The 16,928-nt window shown below is 73.0% G+C and carries 18 protein-coding genes; 11 read left to right on the forward strand and 7 right to left on the reverse strand.

The features are described from left to right. Positions 1-23: 23 nt before the first annotated feature. A complete protein-coding gene (locus tag BM314_RS02175; RefSeq protein WP_020092738.1) occupies positions 24-254 on the reverse strand; it encodes a hypothetical protein in 231 nt (76 codons plus the stop codon). 115 nt (positions 255-369) lie between these two features. After that, positions 370-2,433: an NAD(+) synthase gene (locus tag BM314_RS02180; protein WP_091976887.1), complete on the reverse strand. Its 2,064-nt coding sequence runs from the start codon at positions 2,431-2,433 to the stop codon at positions 370-372. 334 nt (positions 2,434-2,767) lie between these two features. Between BM314_RS02180 and BM314_RS02185 the strand changes: the two genes are divergently transcribed. After that, complete coding sequence (locus BM314_RS02185) at positions 2,768-6,103, forward strand: DNA translocase FtsK (RefSeq protein WP_091976697.1); 3,336 nt, start codon at positions 2,768-2,770, stop codon at positions 6,101-6,103. 267 nt (positions 6,104-6,370) lie between these two features. After that, positions 6,371-7,279, forward strand: coding sequence for a LolA family protein (locus tag BM314_RS02190; RefSeq protein WP_091926078.1), 909 nt, complete (start codon positions 6,371-6,373; stop codon positions 7,277-7,279). A gap of 13 nt (positions 7,280-7,292) precedes the next feature. On the opposite strand, the gene BM314_RS02195 is transcribed toward BM314_RS02190, so the two are convergent. Beyond that, on the reverse strand, positions 7,293-8,027 hold the full coding sequence (locus BM314_RS02195) for a lysophospholipid acyltransferase family protein (RefSeq protein WP_091976699.1): 735 nt from the start codon (positions 8,025-8,027) through the stop codon (positions 7,293-7,295). A 159-nt stretch (positions 8,028-8,186) separates the two neighbouring features. Here BM314_RS02195 and xth point away from each other — a divergent pair, with 159 nt between their 5' ends. The 7 genes from xth to BM314_RS02230 all read left to right on the forward strand — a co-directional run bounded on the left by xth (position 8,187) and on the right by BM314_RS02230 (position 13,148). Continuing rightward, entirely contained in the window at positions 8,187-8,996 is an 810-nt protein-coding gene (gene xth / locus BM314_RS02200; RefSeq protein WP_091679731.1) for an exodeoxyribonuclease III, read from the forward strand. Between the two features lie 268 nt (positions 8,997-9,264). Then, a complete protein-coding gene (locus BM314_RS02205; protein ID WP_091976700.1) occupies positions 9,265-10,143 on the forward strand; it encodes an SDR family oxidoreductase in 879 nt (292 codons plus the stop codon). Positions 10,144-10,456: 313 nt separating this feature from the next. Continuing rightward, positions 10,457-11,239, forward strand: a complete 783-nt coding sequence (locus BM314_RS02210) for an SDR family NAD(P)-dependent oxidoreductase (protein WP_091679793.1) — start codon at positions 10,457-10,459, stop codon at positions 11,237-11,239. An 87-nt stretch (positions 11,240-11,326) separates the two neighbouring features. After that, positions 11,327-11,611: a hypothetical protein gene (locus BM314_RS02215; protein WP_244539825.1), complete on the forward strand. Its 285-nt coding sequence runs from the start codon at positions 11,327-11,329 to the stop codon at positions 11,609-11,611. 101 nt (positions 11,612-11,712) lie between these two features. Beyond that, positions 11,713-12,027, forward strand: coding sequence for a hypothetical protein (locus tag BM314_RS02220; RefSeq protein WP_056525743.1), 315 nt, complete (start codon positions 11,713-11,715; stop codon positions 12,025-12,027). Positions 12,028-12,166: 139 nt separating this feature from the next. Then, a complete protein-coding gene (locus tag BM314_RS02225) occupies positions 12,167-12,478 on the forward strand; it encodes a GCG_CRPN prefix-to-repeats domain-containing protein (RefSeq protein ID WP_091679725.1) in 312 nt (103 codons plus the stop codon). 202 nt (positions 12,479-12,680) lie between these two features. Then, positions 12,681-13,148, forward strand: a complete 468-nt coding sequence (locus tag BM314_RS02230; protein ID WP_091679723.1) for a hypothetical protein — start codon at positions 12,681-12,683, stop codon at positions 13,146-13,148. 193 nt (positions 13,149-13,341) lie between these two features. On the opposite strand, the gene ssb is transcribed toward BM314_RS02230, so the two are convergent. Further along, on the reverse strand, positions 13,342-13,911 hold the full coding sequence (gene ssb / locus BM314_RS02235; protein WP_020092725.1) for a single-stranded DNA-binding protein: 570 nt from the start codon (positions 13,909-13,911) through the stop codon (positions 13,342-13,344). Positions 13,912-14,079: 168 nt separating this feature from the next. After that, entirely contained in the window at positions 14,080-15,099 is a 1,020-nt protein-coding gene (locus BM314_RS02240) for an NADP-dependent oxidoreductase (RefSeq protein ID WP_091976702.1), read from the reverse strand. A 137-nt stretch (positions 15,100-15,236) separates the two neighbouring features. Between BM314_RS02240 and BM314_RS02245 the strand changes: the two genes are divergently transcribed. Beyond that, positions 15,237-15,635, forward strand: coding sequence for a DUF4174 domain-containing protein (locus BM314_RS02245; protein WP_091976703.1), 399 nt, complete (start codon positions 15,237-15,239; stop codon positions 15,633-15,635). Positions 15,636-15,772: 137 nt separating this feature from the next. Next, complete coding sequence (locus BM314_RS30450; RefSeq protein WP_012320668.1) at positions 15,773-15,949, forward strand: hypothetical protein; 177 nt, start codon at positions 15,773-15,775, stop codon at positions 15,947-15,949. 14 nt (positions 15,950-15,963) lie between these two features. Here BM314_RS30450 and BM314_RS30075 read toward each other — a convergent pair whose 3' ends face one another. Together BM314_RS30075 and BM314_RS02250 are read right to left on the reverse strand one after the other, a co-directional pair. After that, positions 15,964-16,362 (reverse strand): hypothetical protein, encoded by a 399-nt coding sequence (locus tag BM314_RS30075; protein ID WP_170868021.1) that lies wholly within the window; start codon positions 16,360-16,362, stop codon positions 15,964-15,966. 110 nt (positions 16,363-16,472) lie between these two features. Next, entirely contained in the window at positions 16,473-16,871 is a 399-nt protein-coding gene (locus BM314_RS02250; RefSeq protein WP_020092722.1) for a hypothetical protein, read from the reverse strand. Positions 16,872-16,928: the final 57 nt, after the last annotated feature.

A 16,928-nucleotide genomic window follows, 5' to 3' on the forward strand; every position in this document is an offset into this window, starting at 1 on the left:
TCGCCGTGACGGACGGAGCCCGCTCAGGCGATGAAGCGCCGGTCCACGGTCTGGAACAGGTAGAAGCCGTTGAAGCGCACCGCGGTGTCGGCGGCCCGCCCGTCGAAGTCGAGGGGCTGCCGGCCGCCGTCGCCCAGCTTGCCGCCGAAGGTCCAGCGACCCGCGCCGATGAAGGGCGGGACCGTGCTGGCCTCCGGCACAGCGCAGCAGAGGCCCTCCTCGCCCTTGAGCTGGAACAGGTTGTAGCTTCGCATCCGAAGTCCTCCGCCTGGCCGCCCTCGAAGCCAATTTTCCCAATACAAGATTTCGCATTGCGAAGAATCGGCTTGACCGTGCTCATAATGGCACAATCGGTCGAGTTTGTGACGGTCAAGTTTCAGGGACGTTTCGGTTCAACTCGTCGATCCAGATCCGCGCCGACCCGTCGGAGGGCGCGCGCCAGTCGCCCCGGGGCGACAGGGAGCCGCCCGCCGAGACCTTCGGCCCGTTCGGGAGCGCCGAGCGCTTGAACTGGCTGAAGCCGAAGTAGCGGGTCAGGAACACCCCGAGCCAGCGGCGGATCTCGGGGAGGTCGTAGGCGACCCGCTTGGTCTCCGGGAAGTCCGGCGCCCAGGTACCGCGCTCCCGGTCGCCCCAGGCGTGGAGCGCCAGGAAGGCGATCTTCGAGGGCCGGAAGCCGTGGCGGAGCGTGTAGAACAGGTTGAAGTCCTGCAGCGCGTAGGGGCCGATCGTCCCCTCCGTGCTCTGGGGGCTGTCGTCCTGGTCCACCGGCACCAGCTCGGGGGAGATCTCGGTGTCGAGGACCGCCTGGAGGGTGCGCGCCTCGTCCGGCCCGACCTCGCCGTTGCCGATCACCCAGCGGATCAGGTGCTGGATCAGGGTCTTGGGCACGCCGGCATTGACCGCGTAGTGGCTCATCTGGTCGCCGACGCCGTAGGTGCACCAGCCGAGGGCGAGCTCCGACAGGTCGCCGGTGCCGACCACGATGCCGCCGGCGTGGTTGGCCAGCCGGAACAGGTAGTCGGTGCGCAGGCCGGCCTGCACGTTCTCGAAGGTGACGTCGTAGACCGCCTCGCCCTTGGCGAAGGGGTGGTCCATGTCGGCGAGCATCTGCTTGGCGGCCGGGCGGATGTCGATCTCGGCGGCCGTGCAGCCCAGGGCCTTCATGAGCGCGTGGGCGTTGGTCTTGGTGGCGTTCGAGGTGGCGAAGCCCGGCAGCGTGTAGGCCAGGATGTCCGAGCGCGGGTAGCCGAGCCGGTCGAAGGCCTTGGCGATCACGATCAGCGCGTGGGTCGAATCGAGGCCGCCCGAGACGCCGATCACGGCCTTGCGGGTGCCGGTGGCCTCCAGGCGCTTGGCGAGGCCGGCGACCTGGATGTTGTAGGCCTCGTAGCAATCCTGCGCGAGGCGCGTCGGGTCGGCCGGCACGAACGGGAAGCGCTCGATCCGCCGCATCAGGCCGAGATCGGCCTCGGGCGGGTTGAGCCGGAACGGCACCCGGCGATAGGGCAGGGCGCGGCCGCGCGCGTCGTCGTCGAAGCTGCCCGCCTGCAGGCGCTCCTGGGCGATCAGGTCGAGGTCGATATCGGCCAGCGTCGTCACCGGCTTCTCGGGGAACCGCTCGCCCTCGGCGAGCCGCACGCCCAGCTCGTCGACGCTGGTCTGGCCGTCCCAGGACAGGTCGGTGGTCGATTCGCCCTGGCCGGCCGCCGCGTAGACGTACGCGCAGGCGCCGCGCATCGAGGCCGCCCGGGACAGGAGCGCCCGCGACTCGGCCCGGCCGACGGTGATCGGGCTGCCCGAGAGATTCGCCAGCACGGTGGCTCCGGCGAGCGCCGCGCGCATGCCGGGGGGCTCGGGCACCCACAGGTCCTCGCAGATCTCCACCCCGACCACGAGGCCCGGCAGGTCCTCGGCCGGGAACAGCAGGTCGGTGCCGAAGGGCGCCTCGTGGCCGGCGACCCGGATGGTCTCGCCGGCGATCCCGGCGCCCGAGGCGAAGTGGCGCTTCTCGTAGAACTCCCGGTAGTTCGGCAGGAAGGTCTTCGGGACGACGCCCAGAACGCGGCCGCCCTGGATGGCGAGCGCGCAGTTGTAGACGCGGTGCCGCCAGCGCAGGGGCGCGCCGACGATCAGAAGCGGCCGCAGATTCGCCGATTCGGCGACCACGCGGGCGGCCGCGACCTCGACCGCGTCGAGCAGGGTCTGCTGGAGCAGCAGGTCCTCGATCGCGTAGGCCGACAGGCCGAGCTCGGTGAAGACGGCGAGCGCCGCCCCCGACTCGTGGCAGGTCCGGGCGAGGTCGAGGATCACGCCGGCGTTGCGCTCGGGCTCGGCCGGGTGGCTCCGGCCGGTGCAGGCCGCGACCCGGGCGAAGCCGTGGCGGTAGAGGGAGCGGAAGCGCGCCGGCGATTCGGAGGCGGGTGGAGACACGGTCACCTGTCCGGATGAGGGGTGGCTGCGGGTAACATATGGGACGCGCGCGGTCCCGGCGATCGCGCCGCCGCCGGATCGCGTCGGGCTGCCCGCGACGACGGTTCGATTGCCGGCATGGTTTCCGCACCGCGGCCGGCGGCAAGCCTCCATTAACGACGAATGGCCTAACTCAGGAACAGCCGCCGCGCGTCGGCGGATCCCTGTTTCGAGTATCGTCTGAGAACCCATGCGCGCATCGGGACGGCCTCCGTACTCCCACCGTGACCCCGCCCGCCCCGTCCGCGGCGGCGACCGCTCGGGCCTCTCTCTGGGAGCCCTGGCGCACCGGCTGATGGCGCTCCGCGCGAGCCTCACCCGCCGCCTCTCCGGCTCCCCCGCGGGCCTGCCCGCGCGCCCGTCCTACGGCGCCCCCGGGCGCCGCGCCGAGCCCAGCTGGCTCACGCCGCCGGGCGCGATGGTCGGCCGCGACGCCTCCGAGCGCGCGGCGCGCGCCGCGGCGCCCGAGCCGCACTGGCCGGCCCAGGTCTTCGACGACCGGGCGAGCCTCGACGCCCTGGACGCCCCGGCCTACGAGAGCCGGATCGATCGCAGCGCCTCCTCGCCGGGCGTGCTGGTGCGCCAGCCGCGCCGGCCCGCCGCCATCGCCCCGGAATACGCGCCGGCCGCGGCTCCGCTCGCGGGCCATGCCGCTGGCCATGTGACCGGCCACGTGACCGACCATGTCGCGACGCCGGTCGCCGCGCCGGAACCGGCCGCGCCCTCGGCGGTGCGCTACACCCGCACCCCCGATTCGGTTCTGCAGGAGCGCCGCCAGCGCGCCCTCGAGGCCGAGCGCGTCGCCCTGGAGCGCGCCCGTGCCGAGGCGCAGGCCGCTGCCCTCGCCCTGGAGACCGAGCGGGCCGCCCGCGAAGAGGCCGAGCAGGAGCGGGTCGAGCGCGCGCGGATCGCGGCCGAGGCGGCCGAGGCGGCCGAGCGCGCCGCAGCCGTGCCGGCCCTGCCCGAAGCCGCCGCGCCGGACGCGGAGCCGGTGCCGCTGTGGCGCCAGCCCTTCGTCGCGCCGCCGGGCGTCCGCTTCTTCCGCACGCCGGACCGCCGCCCGGTCCGACCCGCGGTCGAGCTGGCCGCCTCCACGGCGGCGATCGCCCCGGTCGCGGCCGCGTTGGTCGCCGCCGCACCGGTCGAGACGGTCACCGAGGCCCCGGCCCGCGACTGGTCGGACCTGCCGGACTGGTCCGAGGTCCAGCCCTGGTTCGACGGCGGCGACTGGTCGTCCGTCGATGCCTGGTCGGCCCTGGAGGCGCAGCCCGCCGAGGTCGCGCCGACCCCGGCCGCCGTCTCGGCGCCGGCGGCGTCCGACGAGCGCTTCGTCTCCATGCCCCTCGATATCTCGCACCTGCGGTCGCTGCCGCCGCGGCCGGTCTACGTGCTCGACCGGCTCGTCCGGTTCGACCAGCCGCCACGCCCCGCCGACGGGCAGGATAACGGGACGGAGACCGGCCAGCGGATGGACGAGGCCGCCTCGATCCGGAGCGCCTTCCTGCCGCCCGTCGCGCCGCCGGCCGCGTCCGGCCTGTCGCTGGTCTTCGGCCCCGGCAGCGCCGCGGCCGAGCCTCCGGCCGCCCCCGCGTCCGAGGCGCCCCGCCGCGCGCCGGCTCTCAGCGCCATGGCGGCCCGGGCGGCGATCCGCGCGGCCGGCCAGCCGACCGCCGTCCCGCCGGCACCCCCGGCCGTGCCCGAAGCCGGTCCCGCCCCGGTCGTTGCCGCGCCGGTCGCCGCGCGCGCCGAGGCGGAGCGCGTTGTGATCCCGATGACGCCGCGCCCGGTCCTGCTCCGCGGCAAGCTGGCGCCGCAGCCGGAGCCGGTCGAGGCGGAGATCGAGGCGGAGATCGGGGTCGAGGCCGAGCCGGTCGCCGCTGCCGTCGAGACGATCGAGAACGCGGCCCTGCCGGCCCCCGCGCCGGCGTCGGTCCCCCTGGTGGCGCCGCGGGCACACCTGATCCCGGCCGGCCGCCACCTCGAGATCGCGCCGATCGAGAACGCCGATTACGAGCTGCCGTCCCTCGAACTGCTCGCCCTGCCGGCGCCGGGCGGCAGCGAGGAGGTCGACGCCGACGTGCTGGAGCAGAACGCCCTCAACCTGCAGCAGACGGTCCAGGATTTCGGCGTGCGCGGCGACATCCTGGCGGTGCGGCCGGGCCCGGTCGTCACCCTCTACGAGCTCGAGCCCGCGCCGGGCACCAAGTCCAGCCGCGTGATCGGCCTGTCGGACGACATCGCCCGGTCGATGTCGGCGGTCTCGGCCCGCGTCGCGGTCGTGCCCGGCCGGAACGTCATCGGCATCGAGCTTCCGAACGAGACCCGCGAGACCGTGTTCCTGCGCGAGCTGCTCTCGTCGGCCGACTTCGCCGAGAGCAAGCACAAGCTGGCGCTGTGCCTGGGCAAGAACATCGGCGGCGAGCCGATCATCGCCGACCTCGCGCGCATGCCGCACCTCCTGGTCGCCGGCACGACCGGCTCGGGCAAGTCGGTGGCGATCAACACCATGATCCTGTCGCTGCTCTACCGGCTGAAGCCCGAGGAGTGCCGCCTGATCATGGTCGACCCGAAGATGCTGGAGCTGTCGGTCTACGACGGCATCCCGCACCTGCTCTCCCCGGTCGTCACCGACCCCAAGAAGGCGGTCATCGCCCTCAAGTGGGCCGTGCGCGAGATGGAAGAGCGCTACAAGAAGATGGCCAAGATCGCCGTCCGCAACATCGACGGCTACAACGCCCGCATCAACGAGGCCCCCGACCGCGGCGAGACCATCACCCGCACCATCCAGACCGGCTTCGACCGCCACACCGGCGAGGCCGTGTACGAAGACGAGGCGATGGACCTGGCGCCGCTGCCGTACATCGTGATCGTGGTCGACGAGATGGCCGACCTGATGATGGTGGCCGGCAAGGACATCGAGGGGGCGATCCAGCGTCTGGCGCAGATGGCGCGCGCGGCGGGCATCCACCTGATCATGGCGACCCAGCGCCCGTCGGTGGACGTGATCACCGGGACGATCAAGGCGAACTTCCCGACCCGGATCAGCTTCCAGGTGACGAGCAAGATCGACAGCCGCACGATCCTGGGCGAGATGGGCGCCGAGCAGCTTCTGGGCCAGGGCGACATGCTGTTCATGGCCGGGGGCGGGCGCACGACGCGGGTGCACGGACCGTTCTGCTCGGACAGCGAGGTCGAGAGCGTGGTCGCCCACCTCAAGCGCCAGGGCCGCCCGAGCTACCTCGACGCCGTCACCGCCGACGATTCGCCCGAAGAGCCCGCTAAGGAGGGTGGCCGGTCCGGCCGAGGCAAGGCGGCCGCGGCCGACAAGGCCGAGCGGTCCGACGAGCCCGAGGAGGAGGCCCCCGTCTTCGACATCGGCGCCTTCGCGGCGGCGAGCGGCGGCGACTCCGACGACCTCTACAAGCAGGCGATCGAGGTGGTGCTGCGCGACCAGAAGGCGTCGACGAGCTACATCCAGCGCCGGCTGCAGATCGGCTACAACCGCGCCGCCTCCATCATGGAGCGGATGGAGATCGAGGGCATCGTCGGCCCGGCCAACCACGCCGGCAAGCGCGAGATCCTGGTCGCCGGGGCGACGCACAGCTCGGCCGGGATGTACGACGACGAGTGAGACGCTGTCCGGGCCGCCTCGCCACGGGGCGGCCCGGACGTCGCATCTTCGCCACAGGGCGAGGTTCTAAAAGGGGGCTGCGAAACCCGCCCCGTCTCTGCGAGCGGAGCGAAGCAACCCAGAGTAGCGCGACCTCCGGTATCGTGGCGCACCTGGATTGCCTCGCTCCGCTCGCGAAGACGAGGGGACGGCAAGGCGTCCGCAGCGGCCCGCCCACCTCTGTTTCGCCGCCGGAGCTTGCCCGCGGCTCCTCAGGAGACTCTGCCGATGATCGGCCGCCGCACCCGCACAGCCGGCTCCGTGATCGCCGCCGGGCTGTGGCTCGCGACCGCCAACCCGGCCCACGCGCAGGTCGGCGCCTTCATCGACAGCCTGTTCGGCCACAAGGAGGAGCCCGCCCCACAGCCGGAGGCCGCCCCGGCGGCCCCCGCGCCGGCCAAGAAGGCCGCGCCCAAGGCCAAGGAGGCGAGCAAGGAGACGAAGCCCGGCACGGCCAAGTCCGGCAAGGGCGGCGACAAGGCCGCTGACAAAACCGACCACAAGGCATCCGAGCCGAAGGTCGCGGCGGTGGGCGCGCCGACGGCGATCGTCACCGCCGACTCGGCCGATCCCGCCGCGCTGCTGGCGCAGGCCAACGCCTACTTCAACGGCATCAACACCCTGACGGGCAATTTCGTGCAGATCGGCGCCGACGGCCGCCGGATCGGCGGCAAGCTGACGCTCGTCAAGCCCGGCCGCCTGCGCTTCGACTACGACCAGCCCTCGCCGCTGGAGGTGGTCGCCGACGGGACCTCGGTGGCGGTGCGCGACCGCAAGCTGAACACCCAGGACCTCTACTTCATCGCCCAGACGCCGCTGAAATTCCTCCTGCGCGAGAAGATCGACCTCGCCCGCGACCTCACCGTCACCGACGTGGCGAGCGATCCGGGCAGCGTCCGCATCAGCCTGGAGGACCGCGCCACCCTCGGCGGCACCTCGAAGATCCAGCTGTTCTTCGACGCCGAGATGAAGACCCTGTCGCAGTGGCGGATCACCGACCCGCAGGGCTACGTCACCACGGTGACGCTCTCGAACCTGCAGAAGGGCAAGAGCGTCGACGGCAGCCTGTTCTTCATCAATTACGGACGGTCCGAGGACAAGGCGATGCAGCAGCAGATCCAGCAATCGCAGAAGTGACGGGGTCGCCCCGTCAGGGGGCGCCGAGCCCGGCCGCGTCGCCGGGCCGCCACCGGTTCAACTCCCGATCGATCGCGCCCTCCGTCCCGTGCAGGAACTCCGCGGTCGACAGGCCGGGGGCCAGGGCCGCGAGGTAGCTCACCACCACCGTGCCGGACCGGGTCGCCGCGCCCCCGGGCCAGAACAGGCCGGAATTGAGCGCCACCGGCACCACCGGCAGGCCGAGCCGGCCGTAGAGCAGCTCGACGCCGCGCTTGAAGCGCAGCGGCTCGCCGATCGCGCCGCGGGTGCCCTCGGGAAAGATCAGGACCGACCGGCCCGCCGCGACCGCCTCCCGACCGCCGTCGATCATGGTGCGCAGGGCCTGGGTGCCCTTGGCCCGGTCGATGACGATCATCGGCGAGCGGCGGAGGAACCAGCCGACCACCGGGATCGCCAGCAGCTCCTGCTTCGCGACGATCGCCACGTCCGGCACCAGGACGAGGAAGGCCAGTGTCTCCCAGGTCGACTGGTGGTTGGCGACGATCAGGCAGGGCTCGTCCGGCAGGTGCTGGCGGCCCTCCTCGACGTAGCGCAGCCCGACGATGCGCCGCAGGCCGCCCAGGATCCCGCGGGCCCAGAGCCGCGTCGCCCGGCGGATCGGCCGCTGGGGCGATCCGGACAGGAGGAAGATCGCCAGCGGCGCGAGGAACAGGGTCGTCCAGGCGGCCCAGTAGACGGCGAACAGGAGCGAGCGGGCGTGCGCCATGGCGGGCCTCGACGAGGGGCCCGGGACAGGGCAGGGCCCGGACATAGCGCCTGCCGGCCGGGCGCGCACGGCCTTTCGCCGGGCGGGCGGTGAGCGGACTGTCGCGGGCCGCGAAATCGGCTATCGGAGCGCAACGCCGTCAGAACCCCAGCGCCGCCCGTGCAATTCACCGTCACCACCTGGAACATCAACTCGGTGCGCCTGCGCATCGACCTCGTGCTGCGCTTCCTCGCCGAGCACAGACCGGACGTGCTCTGCCTCCAGGAGACCAAGTGCCCGGACGACGCCTTCCCGCTGAAGGCCCTGCGCGGTTCGGGCTACGAGCACGTGATGTTCGCGGGCCAGAAGGGCTACAACGGCGTCGCGATCCTCTCCCGCTTCCCCCTGCACACCCGCGCCGTGATGGGCTTTTGCGAGCGTCAGGACGCCCGCCACATCTCGGCGGTGCTGGGGCCGGAGGCCGGGGCGGCCTCGGGCATCGTGCTGCACGATTTTTACGTCCCGGCCGGCGGCGACGTGCCGGACCGCGACCTGAACCCGAAATTCGCCCACAAGCTCGACTTCCTGTCCGAACTGCGCGCCTGGGGCGGCAGGCGCGTCTCCGGGCCGGCGATCCTCGTGGGCGACCTCAACGTCGCGCCCCTGGAGCACGACGTCTGGTCGCACAAGCAGCTCCTCGACGTGGTGAGCCACACGCCGGTGGAGACCGAGGCGCTGGAGGTGCTGCGCGGGGAGGCGGGCTGGATCGACGCGGCGCGCCACCTCACCCCGGAGCCGGAGAAGATCTACACGTGGTGGAGCTACCGCTCCCCCGACTGGTCGGCCGCCAACAAGGGGCGGCGCCTCGACCATGCCTGGGTGTCGCCCGACCTCGCCGGGACCGTCCGCAAGGTCGAGGTGCTGCGCGAGGCCCGCGCCTGGGAGCGCCCCTCCGACCACGCCCCGGTGACCCTCACGCTGGAGCTGTGACCGGGCGCGGAACTGCGGCGCGGTCCGAGCATTGCCCGCTCACGAACCCGTGACGCGAGCGAGCCCCGATGCGCAAGATCCTGATCGCTTTCCTGCTTCCCAAGGTCGTGTCCTACCTCCGTCGCCGCTACGGCGGCCCGCACGCCAACCGCAACCGGGCCTTCTGAGACGGCCCGGTCGCGGCCACCGCCTGTGACCCCCGGGCGCAGGCGGTGGCCGCAGCGACGGCCCTAGATCCTGCGGGTCCCAAGCCGAGGAGCCGCACCCGATGACCCAGGACCCGCGCGAGGCCGGCCCCCGGCCGCCCTTCCCCGGCGACCAGCAGCAGACCCGCCCGGGCCTCACCACGAAGATGACGCCGCGCCCCGACCACGGCGAGGAGAGCTACGTCGGCAAAGGCCTGCTCACGGGTCAGGCGGCGCTGATCACCGGCGGCGATTCCGGCATCGGCCGGGCGGTGGCCATCGCCTACGCCCGCGAGGGCGCCGACGTGGCGATCTCCTATCTCGAGGTCGAGCAGGAGGATGCCGAGGACACGAAGGCCTGGGTCGAGAAGGCCGGCCGCCGCTGCCTGCTCCTCCCCGGCGATATCCGCGACGAGGCCCGGTGCCGGGATCTCGTGGCGCGCACCGTCGCAGCCTTCGGGCGCCTCGACATCCTCGTGAACAACGCCGCCGCCCAGGTGGTGAACGAGGGCCTCGACGATCTGGCGGCGTCCGACATCGAGGGCTCGTTCCGCGCCAACGTCTTCGCCATGTACTACCTCGCCCAGGCGGCGGTGCCGCACATGAAGCCGGGCGGCGCGATCGTGAACAGCACCAGCGTGCAGGCCAAGGTCGCCGGGCCGAACATGCTGATCTACGCCGCCACCAAGGGCGCGATCGCGAGCCTGACCATCGGCCTGTCGAACCTGCTGGCGCCGCAGGGCATCCGGGTGAACTGCGTCGCCCCCGGGCCGGTCTGGACGCCGATCCAGCCGATCGTGAAGAGCCCGGAGCAGATGGAGCAGCTCGGTGCGCAGACGCCGCTCGGCCGCGCCGGCCAGCCCGCGGAACTCGCGCCGGCCTACGTGCTGCTCGCCTCACGCGAGGGCAGCTACATGTCCGGGGCACTGGTGCCGGTCACCGGCGGCATGCCGATGCTCTGATCCCGCACCCGTCGCCGCTCTTTGCGGCGGCACTACGCCGTCGTCCCGAGCGCTGCGACGCGACCCGGACCCGCGGGACATCCGCCGGGCGTGGCGCTCCCGGGTCGCTTCGCTGACGCCGGTCATCGCCGGGCGGATGTTCGGGCAGACCCTCGACGGCGCGCGCGATCCATCAGACGTTGCGGGCGGATCGGTTCACAACGGCGGGACGGCCCGGAAGGCCGCCCGGGTCCGGCGCGCGGTGATGGCACCGCCGCTGACCCGAACGCTGACCCGCGCCATCCGGGCGCCGCCGATCCCGACGGAGACGACCATGAGCGACGCCCAGGCCCGGACTGCGCTGGTGACGGGGGCCGCCCGCGGCATCGGCCTCGCCACCGCGACCCGCTTCCTCGCCGACGGCTGGAACGTCGCCCTCCTCGACATCGACGGCCCGGGCGCGGCGGCGGCGGCCGAGCGGCTCGGCCGCCCGGAGGCCACGCTCGCGGTGACGGCCGACGTCTCCGAGCCCGAGGCGGTGGCGGCGGCGATCCAGCAGGTCGCCGACCGGTTCGGCCGCCTCGACGCCCTGGTCAACAATGCCGGCATCGCGATCTTCAAGCCGCTGACCGAGACCACCTTCGCCGACTGGTCGCGGGTGCTCGCCGTCAATCTGTCCGGCCCGTTCCTGTGCACGCAGGCGGCCGTCCCGCTCCTGTCCGAGCGCGGCGGCGCCATCGTGAACATCACCTCGATCTCGGGCCTGCGCGCCTCGACGCTCCGCACCGCCTACGGCACCAGCAAGGCGGGCCTCGCGCAGCTCACCAAGCAGCAGGCCGCCGAGCTGGCGCAGTACGGGATCCGCGTGAACGCCGTCGCCCCCGGTCCGGTGGACACCGCGATGGCCAAGGCGGTGCACAGCCCCGAGATCCGGGCGGATTACCACGACGCCGTCCCGCTCGGCCGCTACGGGCTGGAGACGGAGCTCGCGGAGGCGATCGTGTTCCTCTGCTCGGAGCGCGCCTCCTACATCACCGGTCAGCAGCTCGCCGTCGACGGCGGCTTCGAGTCGACGGGAATCGGCCTGAAGACGCTGCGCGGCGCGCGCAACATCTGAACGCGTCGGCCCGATCCGCCGGGTTCGGACAGGGTTCGTTAACCCTGCCGCGGTAGCCCGGAGGCTTGGTCAACAGGCGCGGGCACCATGCCGAGACTCGGCTCCATGATCGTCGACGGTCTAGCGTTCGTCCTCGTGGCGATCGCCCTCGCGGCGGTCGTCGCCGGCTACGAGCGGAACCTGCCGGATCCGTCCGCGTCACCCGCGCTGGTCGCCGCGGGCGCCCCCGTCTGGACCGACCCCGAGACGACGGGCTCGATCGCGCCGGCCGCGGGCCCGGTCGCCCGCTGGGCGGACGCGCGACCCCCGTTCGCGGCGCCGGAATCGGATCGCGCCGCCGGCGGAACCTGGGTGAGTCCGCCCCGCCGCTGAGGCGCTGCGGGGCGGCTCACCGGGGCTCCCGCCGCGATCACAACTGATCGTTAACTATGGTTGCCGAACCTTCCACCGCACAGCGAAGCGGAGAGGCACCCATGGCGCGCGACGGCAACCGACCCCACCCGAGCGCCCTGGCGCGGTATCCGGTTCCGATCGAGCTGATCTCGGCCCTGTTCCGCGCCGACGACGCGGAGCGCGACCGGCTGCTCGCGCCGATGCCGGCCTACGGCCGCGCCCGGATCGCCGCCTACTGCGCCGAGCACGCGCGGCTCGAGGCGCTCGGCCTGAAGGTCGCGCGCTCCTGCGACGAGGCCACGCTGGTCAGGGCTGCGGGCGAAACGGTCGGCGCCGACCTCTTCGCGCGCTCGCGGGCGCCCGAACCGGCGCCGATCCAGCTCCAGGCCGCCTGACCGACCCGCCGCGCGGAGGCCCGGCCGGCCGAGAGTGTCGGCTCGATGAATGCCCGAGCGTGTCCGGGTTCACAGCGGCCGGCGCATCCTCCTGTCATCGGCCCGGCGCGTCCGGGCCGCAGGTTCAGGAGATCGTGTCATGATGCGCGCCAAGGTGATCGGCCTCGTCGCGGTGGCCGCCGCGGCTCTCGCGACCGCCACGACGGCCAACGCGGCGCCGTTCGGCTACGGGCCGCCCGACGCCGGATCGGTGATCGAGCGCGTGGCCGGAGGCTGCGGTCCGGGCTTCCATCCCAATCCCTGGGGCCATTGCCGGCCGAACGATCGCGGCTGGGGCTGGGGCGGACCGCGGGGACCCTACGGCGGCCGGCCCGGCTACGGCGGCTACGACCGAGGCTACGGCGGCTACGGCGGCTACGAGGGCCCGCGCCGATCCTACGGCGGCTGGTGATCCGCGTCGGCGACCCGAGTTCGGGTCGCCGCGTCCGGAGCTCGGCCCGCCGCGCGCGATCCGGATCCGCGACCGGCCGGTGCCGGGTCAGTGCTCGGCCACCGTGTTGTCCCCCTGGAACGGACAAACCCATATTCACGACGGCATAGAGCCGTATTAATCTCTTTCGGGACGCAACATAGTGTCCCGGAGATTCTTCGTCATGAGTCGCTATGTATTTGCATCCCTGATGATCGCCGGCCTCGTGGCCGGCGCCGCGCCGGCCGCCGCGCTCTCCGCGAAGGATTGCTCAGTCAAGTATCAGGCCGCCAAGCAGGCCGGCACGCTCAACGGCCAGAAGTGGAACGATTTCCGCAAGGCCGAGTGCGGTGCGGCGGCCGACAACGCCCCGACGACCGCGCCGAACCCTGTCTCGCCGACCGCGACGACAGCTCCGGCCGCGCCGCCGGCCGCCCCGCGCGCCGGGACGACGTCCGCCGCCGCGGCGTCGGCCACGTTCCCCCGCGCCGTCGATCCGAAATACGCCAAGGAATCGGCCGGCAAGGCCCGGATGCACACCTGCCTCGACAGCTACAACGCCGCGAAGGCTGCCGGCACGCTGGGCGGCATGAAGTGGATCGAGAAGGGCGGCGGCTACTACTCGGCCTGCAACCGGCAGCTCAAGGGCTGAGCGGCGGCGCTCCGGGGCGCCGAAGGCGGGCGGACCGAGACGTACGCAGGCGGATCTGGATCCCGGGCACCGCCGCGCGGTCCCGGGATGCTGCCTTGAAACGGCTGCGCTGACGCAGCCCAGATGTCCGCGTCACCCGGGTCGGGCAGGCCGACTCGGGTGACGGTACAGGGCCTCCGGATCGCCGGTGGTCCTAGAAGGGGATGTCGTCGTCGAGGTCGTAGCCGCCGCGGCTGCCACCGCCACCGCCGCCACCCGAGGAGGCCGGGGCCGGACGCCGCTCGCCGCCCTGGGCCCGACCGCCGCCGAAATCGCCGCCGCGATCACCACCCCGGCCACCGCCGAAGTCGCCGCCGCGGCTGATCTGGCCGCCGCCCTCGTCCTCGCCGGCGAAGTCGCCGCCGCCGCCGCCGCGCCCGTCGAGGATCGTCATCTCGCCGCGGAAGCGCTGGAGCACCACCTCGGTCGTGTACTTCTCGACGCCGGAATTGTCGGTCCACTTCCGGGTCTGGAGCTGGCCCTCGATGTAGACCTTCGAGCCCTTGCGCAGGTACTGCTCGGCCACCCGGGCGAGGTTGTCGTTGTAGATCACGACCGAGTGCCACTCGGTCTTCTCCTTGCGCTCGCCGGTTGCCTTGTCCTTCCACGACTCCGACGTCGCGAGCCGGAGGTTGCAGACCGGGTCGCCCGAACCGAGGCGGCGCATCTCGGGATCGCGCCCGAGATTGCCCACCAGAATCACCTTGTTGACGCTGCCCGCCATCGCTCTCTCCTAGTCGTACGGATCTCACAGGGCATCTGCCCGGCGGCGCGCGAACCATGCGCCCGGGCCTCCGGAGCGGCAACCGGCGGGGCGGGCTTGTGCCCGCTTTCCGCAGCGCCGACGGATCGATTTGTTCTATATCCGTTCCGTTTCGGCAGCAAGCCGCTCTCAGGCGACGCGGACGACGAGCTTGCCGAAATTCCGACCTTTCAACAGGCCGATGAACGCGTCCGGGGCGTTCTCCAGCCCCTCGACCACGTCCTCGCGGTAGCGGACGCGCCCGTCCTGGATCCAGCCGGCGACCTCCTTGCGGAACATGTCCGCCTGCTCGGCGAAGTCCCAGACGATGAAGCCCTGGATGTGCAGCCGGTTGGTCAGGACCGCGCGCATCAGGCCGGGCAGGCGGTCCGGGCCGGGGGGCACCTCGGTGGCGTTGTAGGCGGAGACGAGGCCGCAGACCGGGATCCGCGCGAACGGGTTGAGCAGCGGCAGCACGGCGGCGAAGACCGCGCCGCCGACATTCTCGAAGTACACGTCGATGCCCTTCGGGCAGGCGGCCGCCAGCGCGCCCGGCAGGTCGGACCCGCGATGGTCGATCGCGGCGTCGAAGCCGAGCTCCTCGGTGAGGTAGCGGCACTTCTCGGGGCCGCCCGCGATCCCGACGGCGCGGGCGCCGTGGATCTTGGCGATCTGGCCGACCAGGGAGCCCACGGGGCCGGCGGCGGCGGCCACCACGACGGTCTCGCCGAATTTCGGCCGGCCGATGTTGAGGAGGCCGGTATAGGCGGTCATGCCCGGCATCCCGAGCACGCCCAGCGCCGTGGAGGGCGGGGCGGCATCGGGGTCGACCTTGCGCGAGCCCTTGGCGTCGGTGACGACGTACTCCTGCCAGCCCGCGAAGGCTGTCAGCAGGTCGCCCACGGCGTGATCGGGGTGGTTGGAGGCGACCACCTCGCCCACCGTCTCGGCGGTGATCGGCGCGCCGATCTCGACGGGCGCCGCGTAGGATTTCGCGTCGCTCATCCGGCCGCGCATGTAGGGGTCCAGCGACAGCCAGCGGGTGCGCAGGAGGACCTGGCCGGGTCCGGGCTGCGGCACCGGCACCTCCTCCAGGCGGAAATTCTCGGGCCGCGGCTCGCCGTGCGGGCGCGAGGCCAGGACGATGCGGCGGTTCATGGCGGTGGTCATTCCGGACTCCGGGACACGGGCTTCCGCCCCGATCTGGGGCGCCGGGCCCGCGAGGCAAACGCGCCGCCGCGATCGCGCCGCCGCGATCGCGCGGCCGAGTCGCGCGTTGTCCCGACTCGAGAGCGCGGAGCGGTTGCATGCGGGAGACGGCACTGGGACTCGGGCTGGCAGCTATGGCGGCGGGGGCCGCCCTGGCCGGTCCCCTCGACGTCTATCGCGACCGGGCGCGGGTGCTGGTGCTGTCGGCGCCCGAGGCCGGGGACGCGCAGCTCCGGGCGCAGCGGACGGCGCTGGCCTCGGTCCGCACCGGCGTCGCCGAGCGCGACCTCGTGGTGCTCGAAGCGGTCGGCGCGGGGGCCGAGGCGCGGGCCCTGCGCGAGCGCCTCGGCCTGCCCGCGGACAGCTTCCGCGCGGTCCTGGTCGGCAAGGACGGGGGTGCCAAGATCACCGAAGCGGCGCCGATCGCGCCGCAGAGGCTGTTCGCCACCATCGACGCGATGCCGATGCGCCGCAGCGAGATGCGCGAGCGCCGCTAGGGCCCGATCCCCTGTGAACGGCGGGGCCGCGGACACCATCGGTTAAGCCTACCGGCCTATCACCGAAACGTGTCGACGGCCGCGCACCGGCCGTCCGTTGAGGCCCGCCAGGACGCTCGGACGAGACGCTCGAATCGATGACCCGACAACAAGTCGCCACCGCCATCCGCCGCCTCGTCGACCTGCAGGTCGAGGATATCGAGCGCGCGGTCCGCGACGGCCACAAGACCATCGCGCTGAACGAGCTGGCGGATCTGAACCGCCAGCTCAAGGCCTTCGCGGCCGCCCTCAGGAAGGCGCCGGCCCGCATCTGAGCCGGATTCCCGCGCTACCAGCGCGGCCCGCCCCAGCGACGGGGCGGGATGTCCTCCGGCGGCGGGGGAGGCGGCGGCGGCCCGCGGTCGACGACCGGCTCGTCGCAGACCCGCACCCGTCGCAGCACCGGCTCCCCGTCCGGACCGAAGCGCCGCCGCACGAATTCCCGGCACGCCTCCGGGGACGCTTCTGGGGGCGCCGCTGTGAAGCGGGGACCGCGGATTTCGGGTTCGGGCCGCGGTCCCGGAGGGGGCGGGGGCGGCGGTGGCCGGCGCTCCGGCTCGTCGTCCTGGGCGGGCCCGCCGTCGCCGTGCGGCGGGTAGGGGCCGTCGAAATCGGCGGCCAGGGCCGGGCCGGCGGCGAGGAGCAGGGCGCAGAAGCCGGTTCGTAAGAGGAGACGACGAGCGGGCACGGTGGCCTCGGCGTGAGCGGGCACGCGGGGATCGCGGCCATCATCGCCGGAAGATGCGACCGGGTGCCTGAACCGCCTCCGAGCCGCGGTGTCGGCCGCCGTTCAGCCGGCTACTTCTGCATCGCGTTCACTTCGCATTGGGCGTAGTCCGCGCTCGCCTTCACGTAGGCATTGAGCTTCTGCAGGTAGGCCTCGGCGATCGGCCGGAAGGCCTGCGCCTGCAGGTTATAGGCCTTGATCGCGTCGTTGTAGCTGTAGGCCTCCCAGCCCGGGCAGCCCTCCTTGGCGTCGAGGCAGGCGGGCTTCGGCGGCAGCTCCGGCTTGGCCGGGCGCGCGGAGGCCGGCGGCGGCGCGGGCGGCGTGCAGGCCGCGGCTGCCGGCGCGGCGGCGGCCGGCGGCGCGGCGGGCGCCGCCTTGGCGGCCGGCTTCGCGGCCTGGGTCGCGGGGGGCGTCGCGAAGGCGAGGGTCGGCGCGAGCAAGCCCGCGATCAGGAGAGGCGTGCCGCGCATGGCGTCTCGAAAGCTCCGCTGGGCCCGGGGCCGCCGGCGGCGGAGGACCGGGAGCGG

The organism is Methylobacterium sp. 13MFTsu3.1M2, assembly GCF_900112625.1.
Lineage (GTDB): Bacteria > Pseudomonadota > Alphaproteobacteria > Rhizobiales > Beijerinckiaceae > Methylobacterium.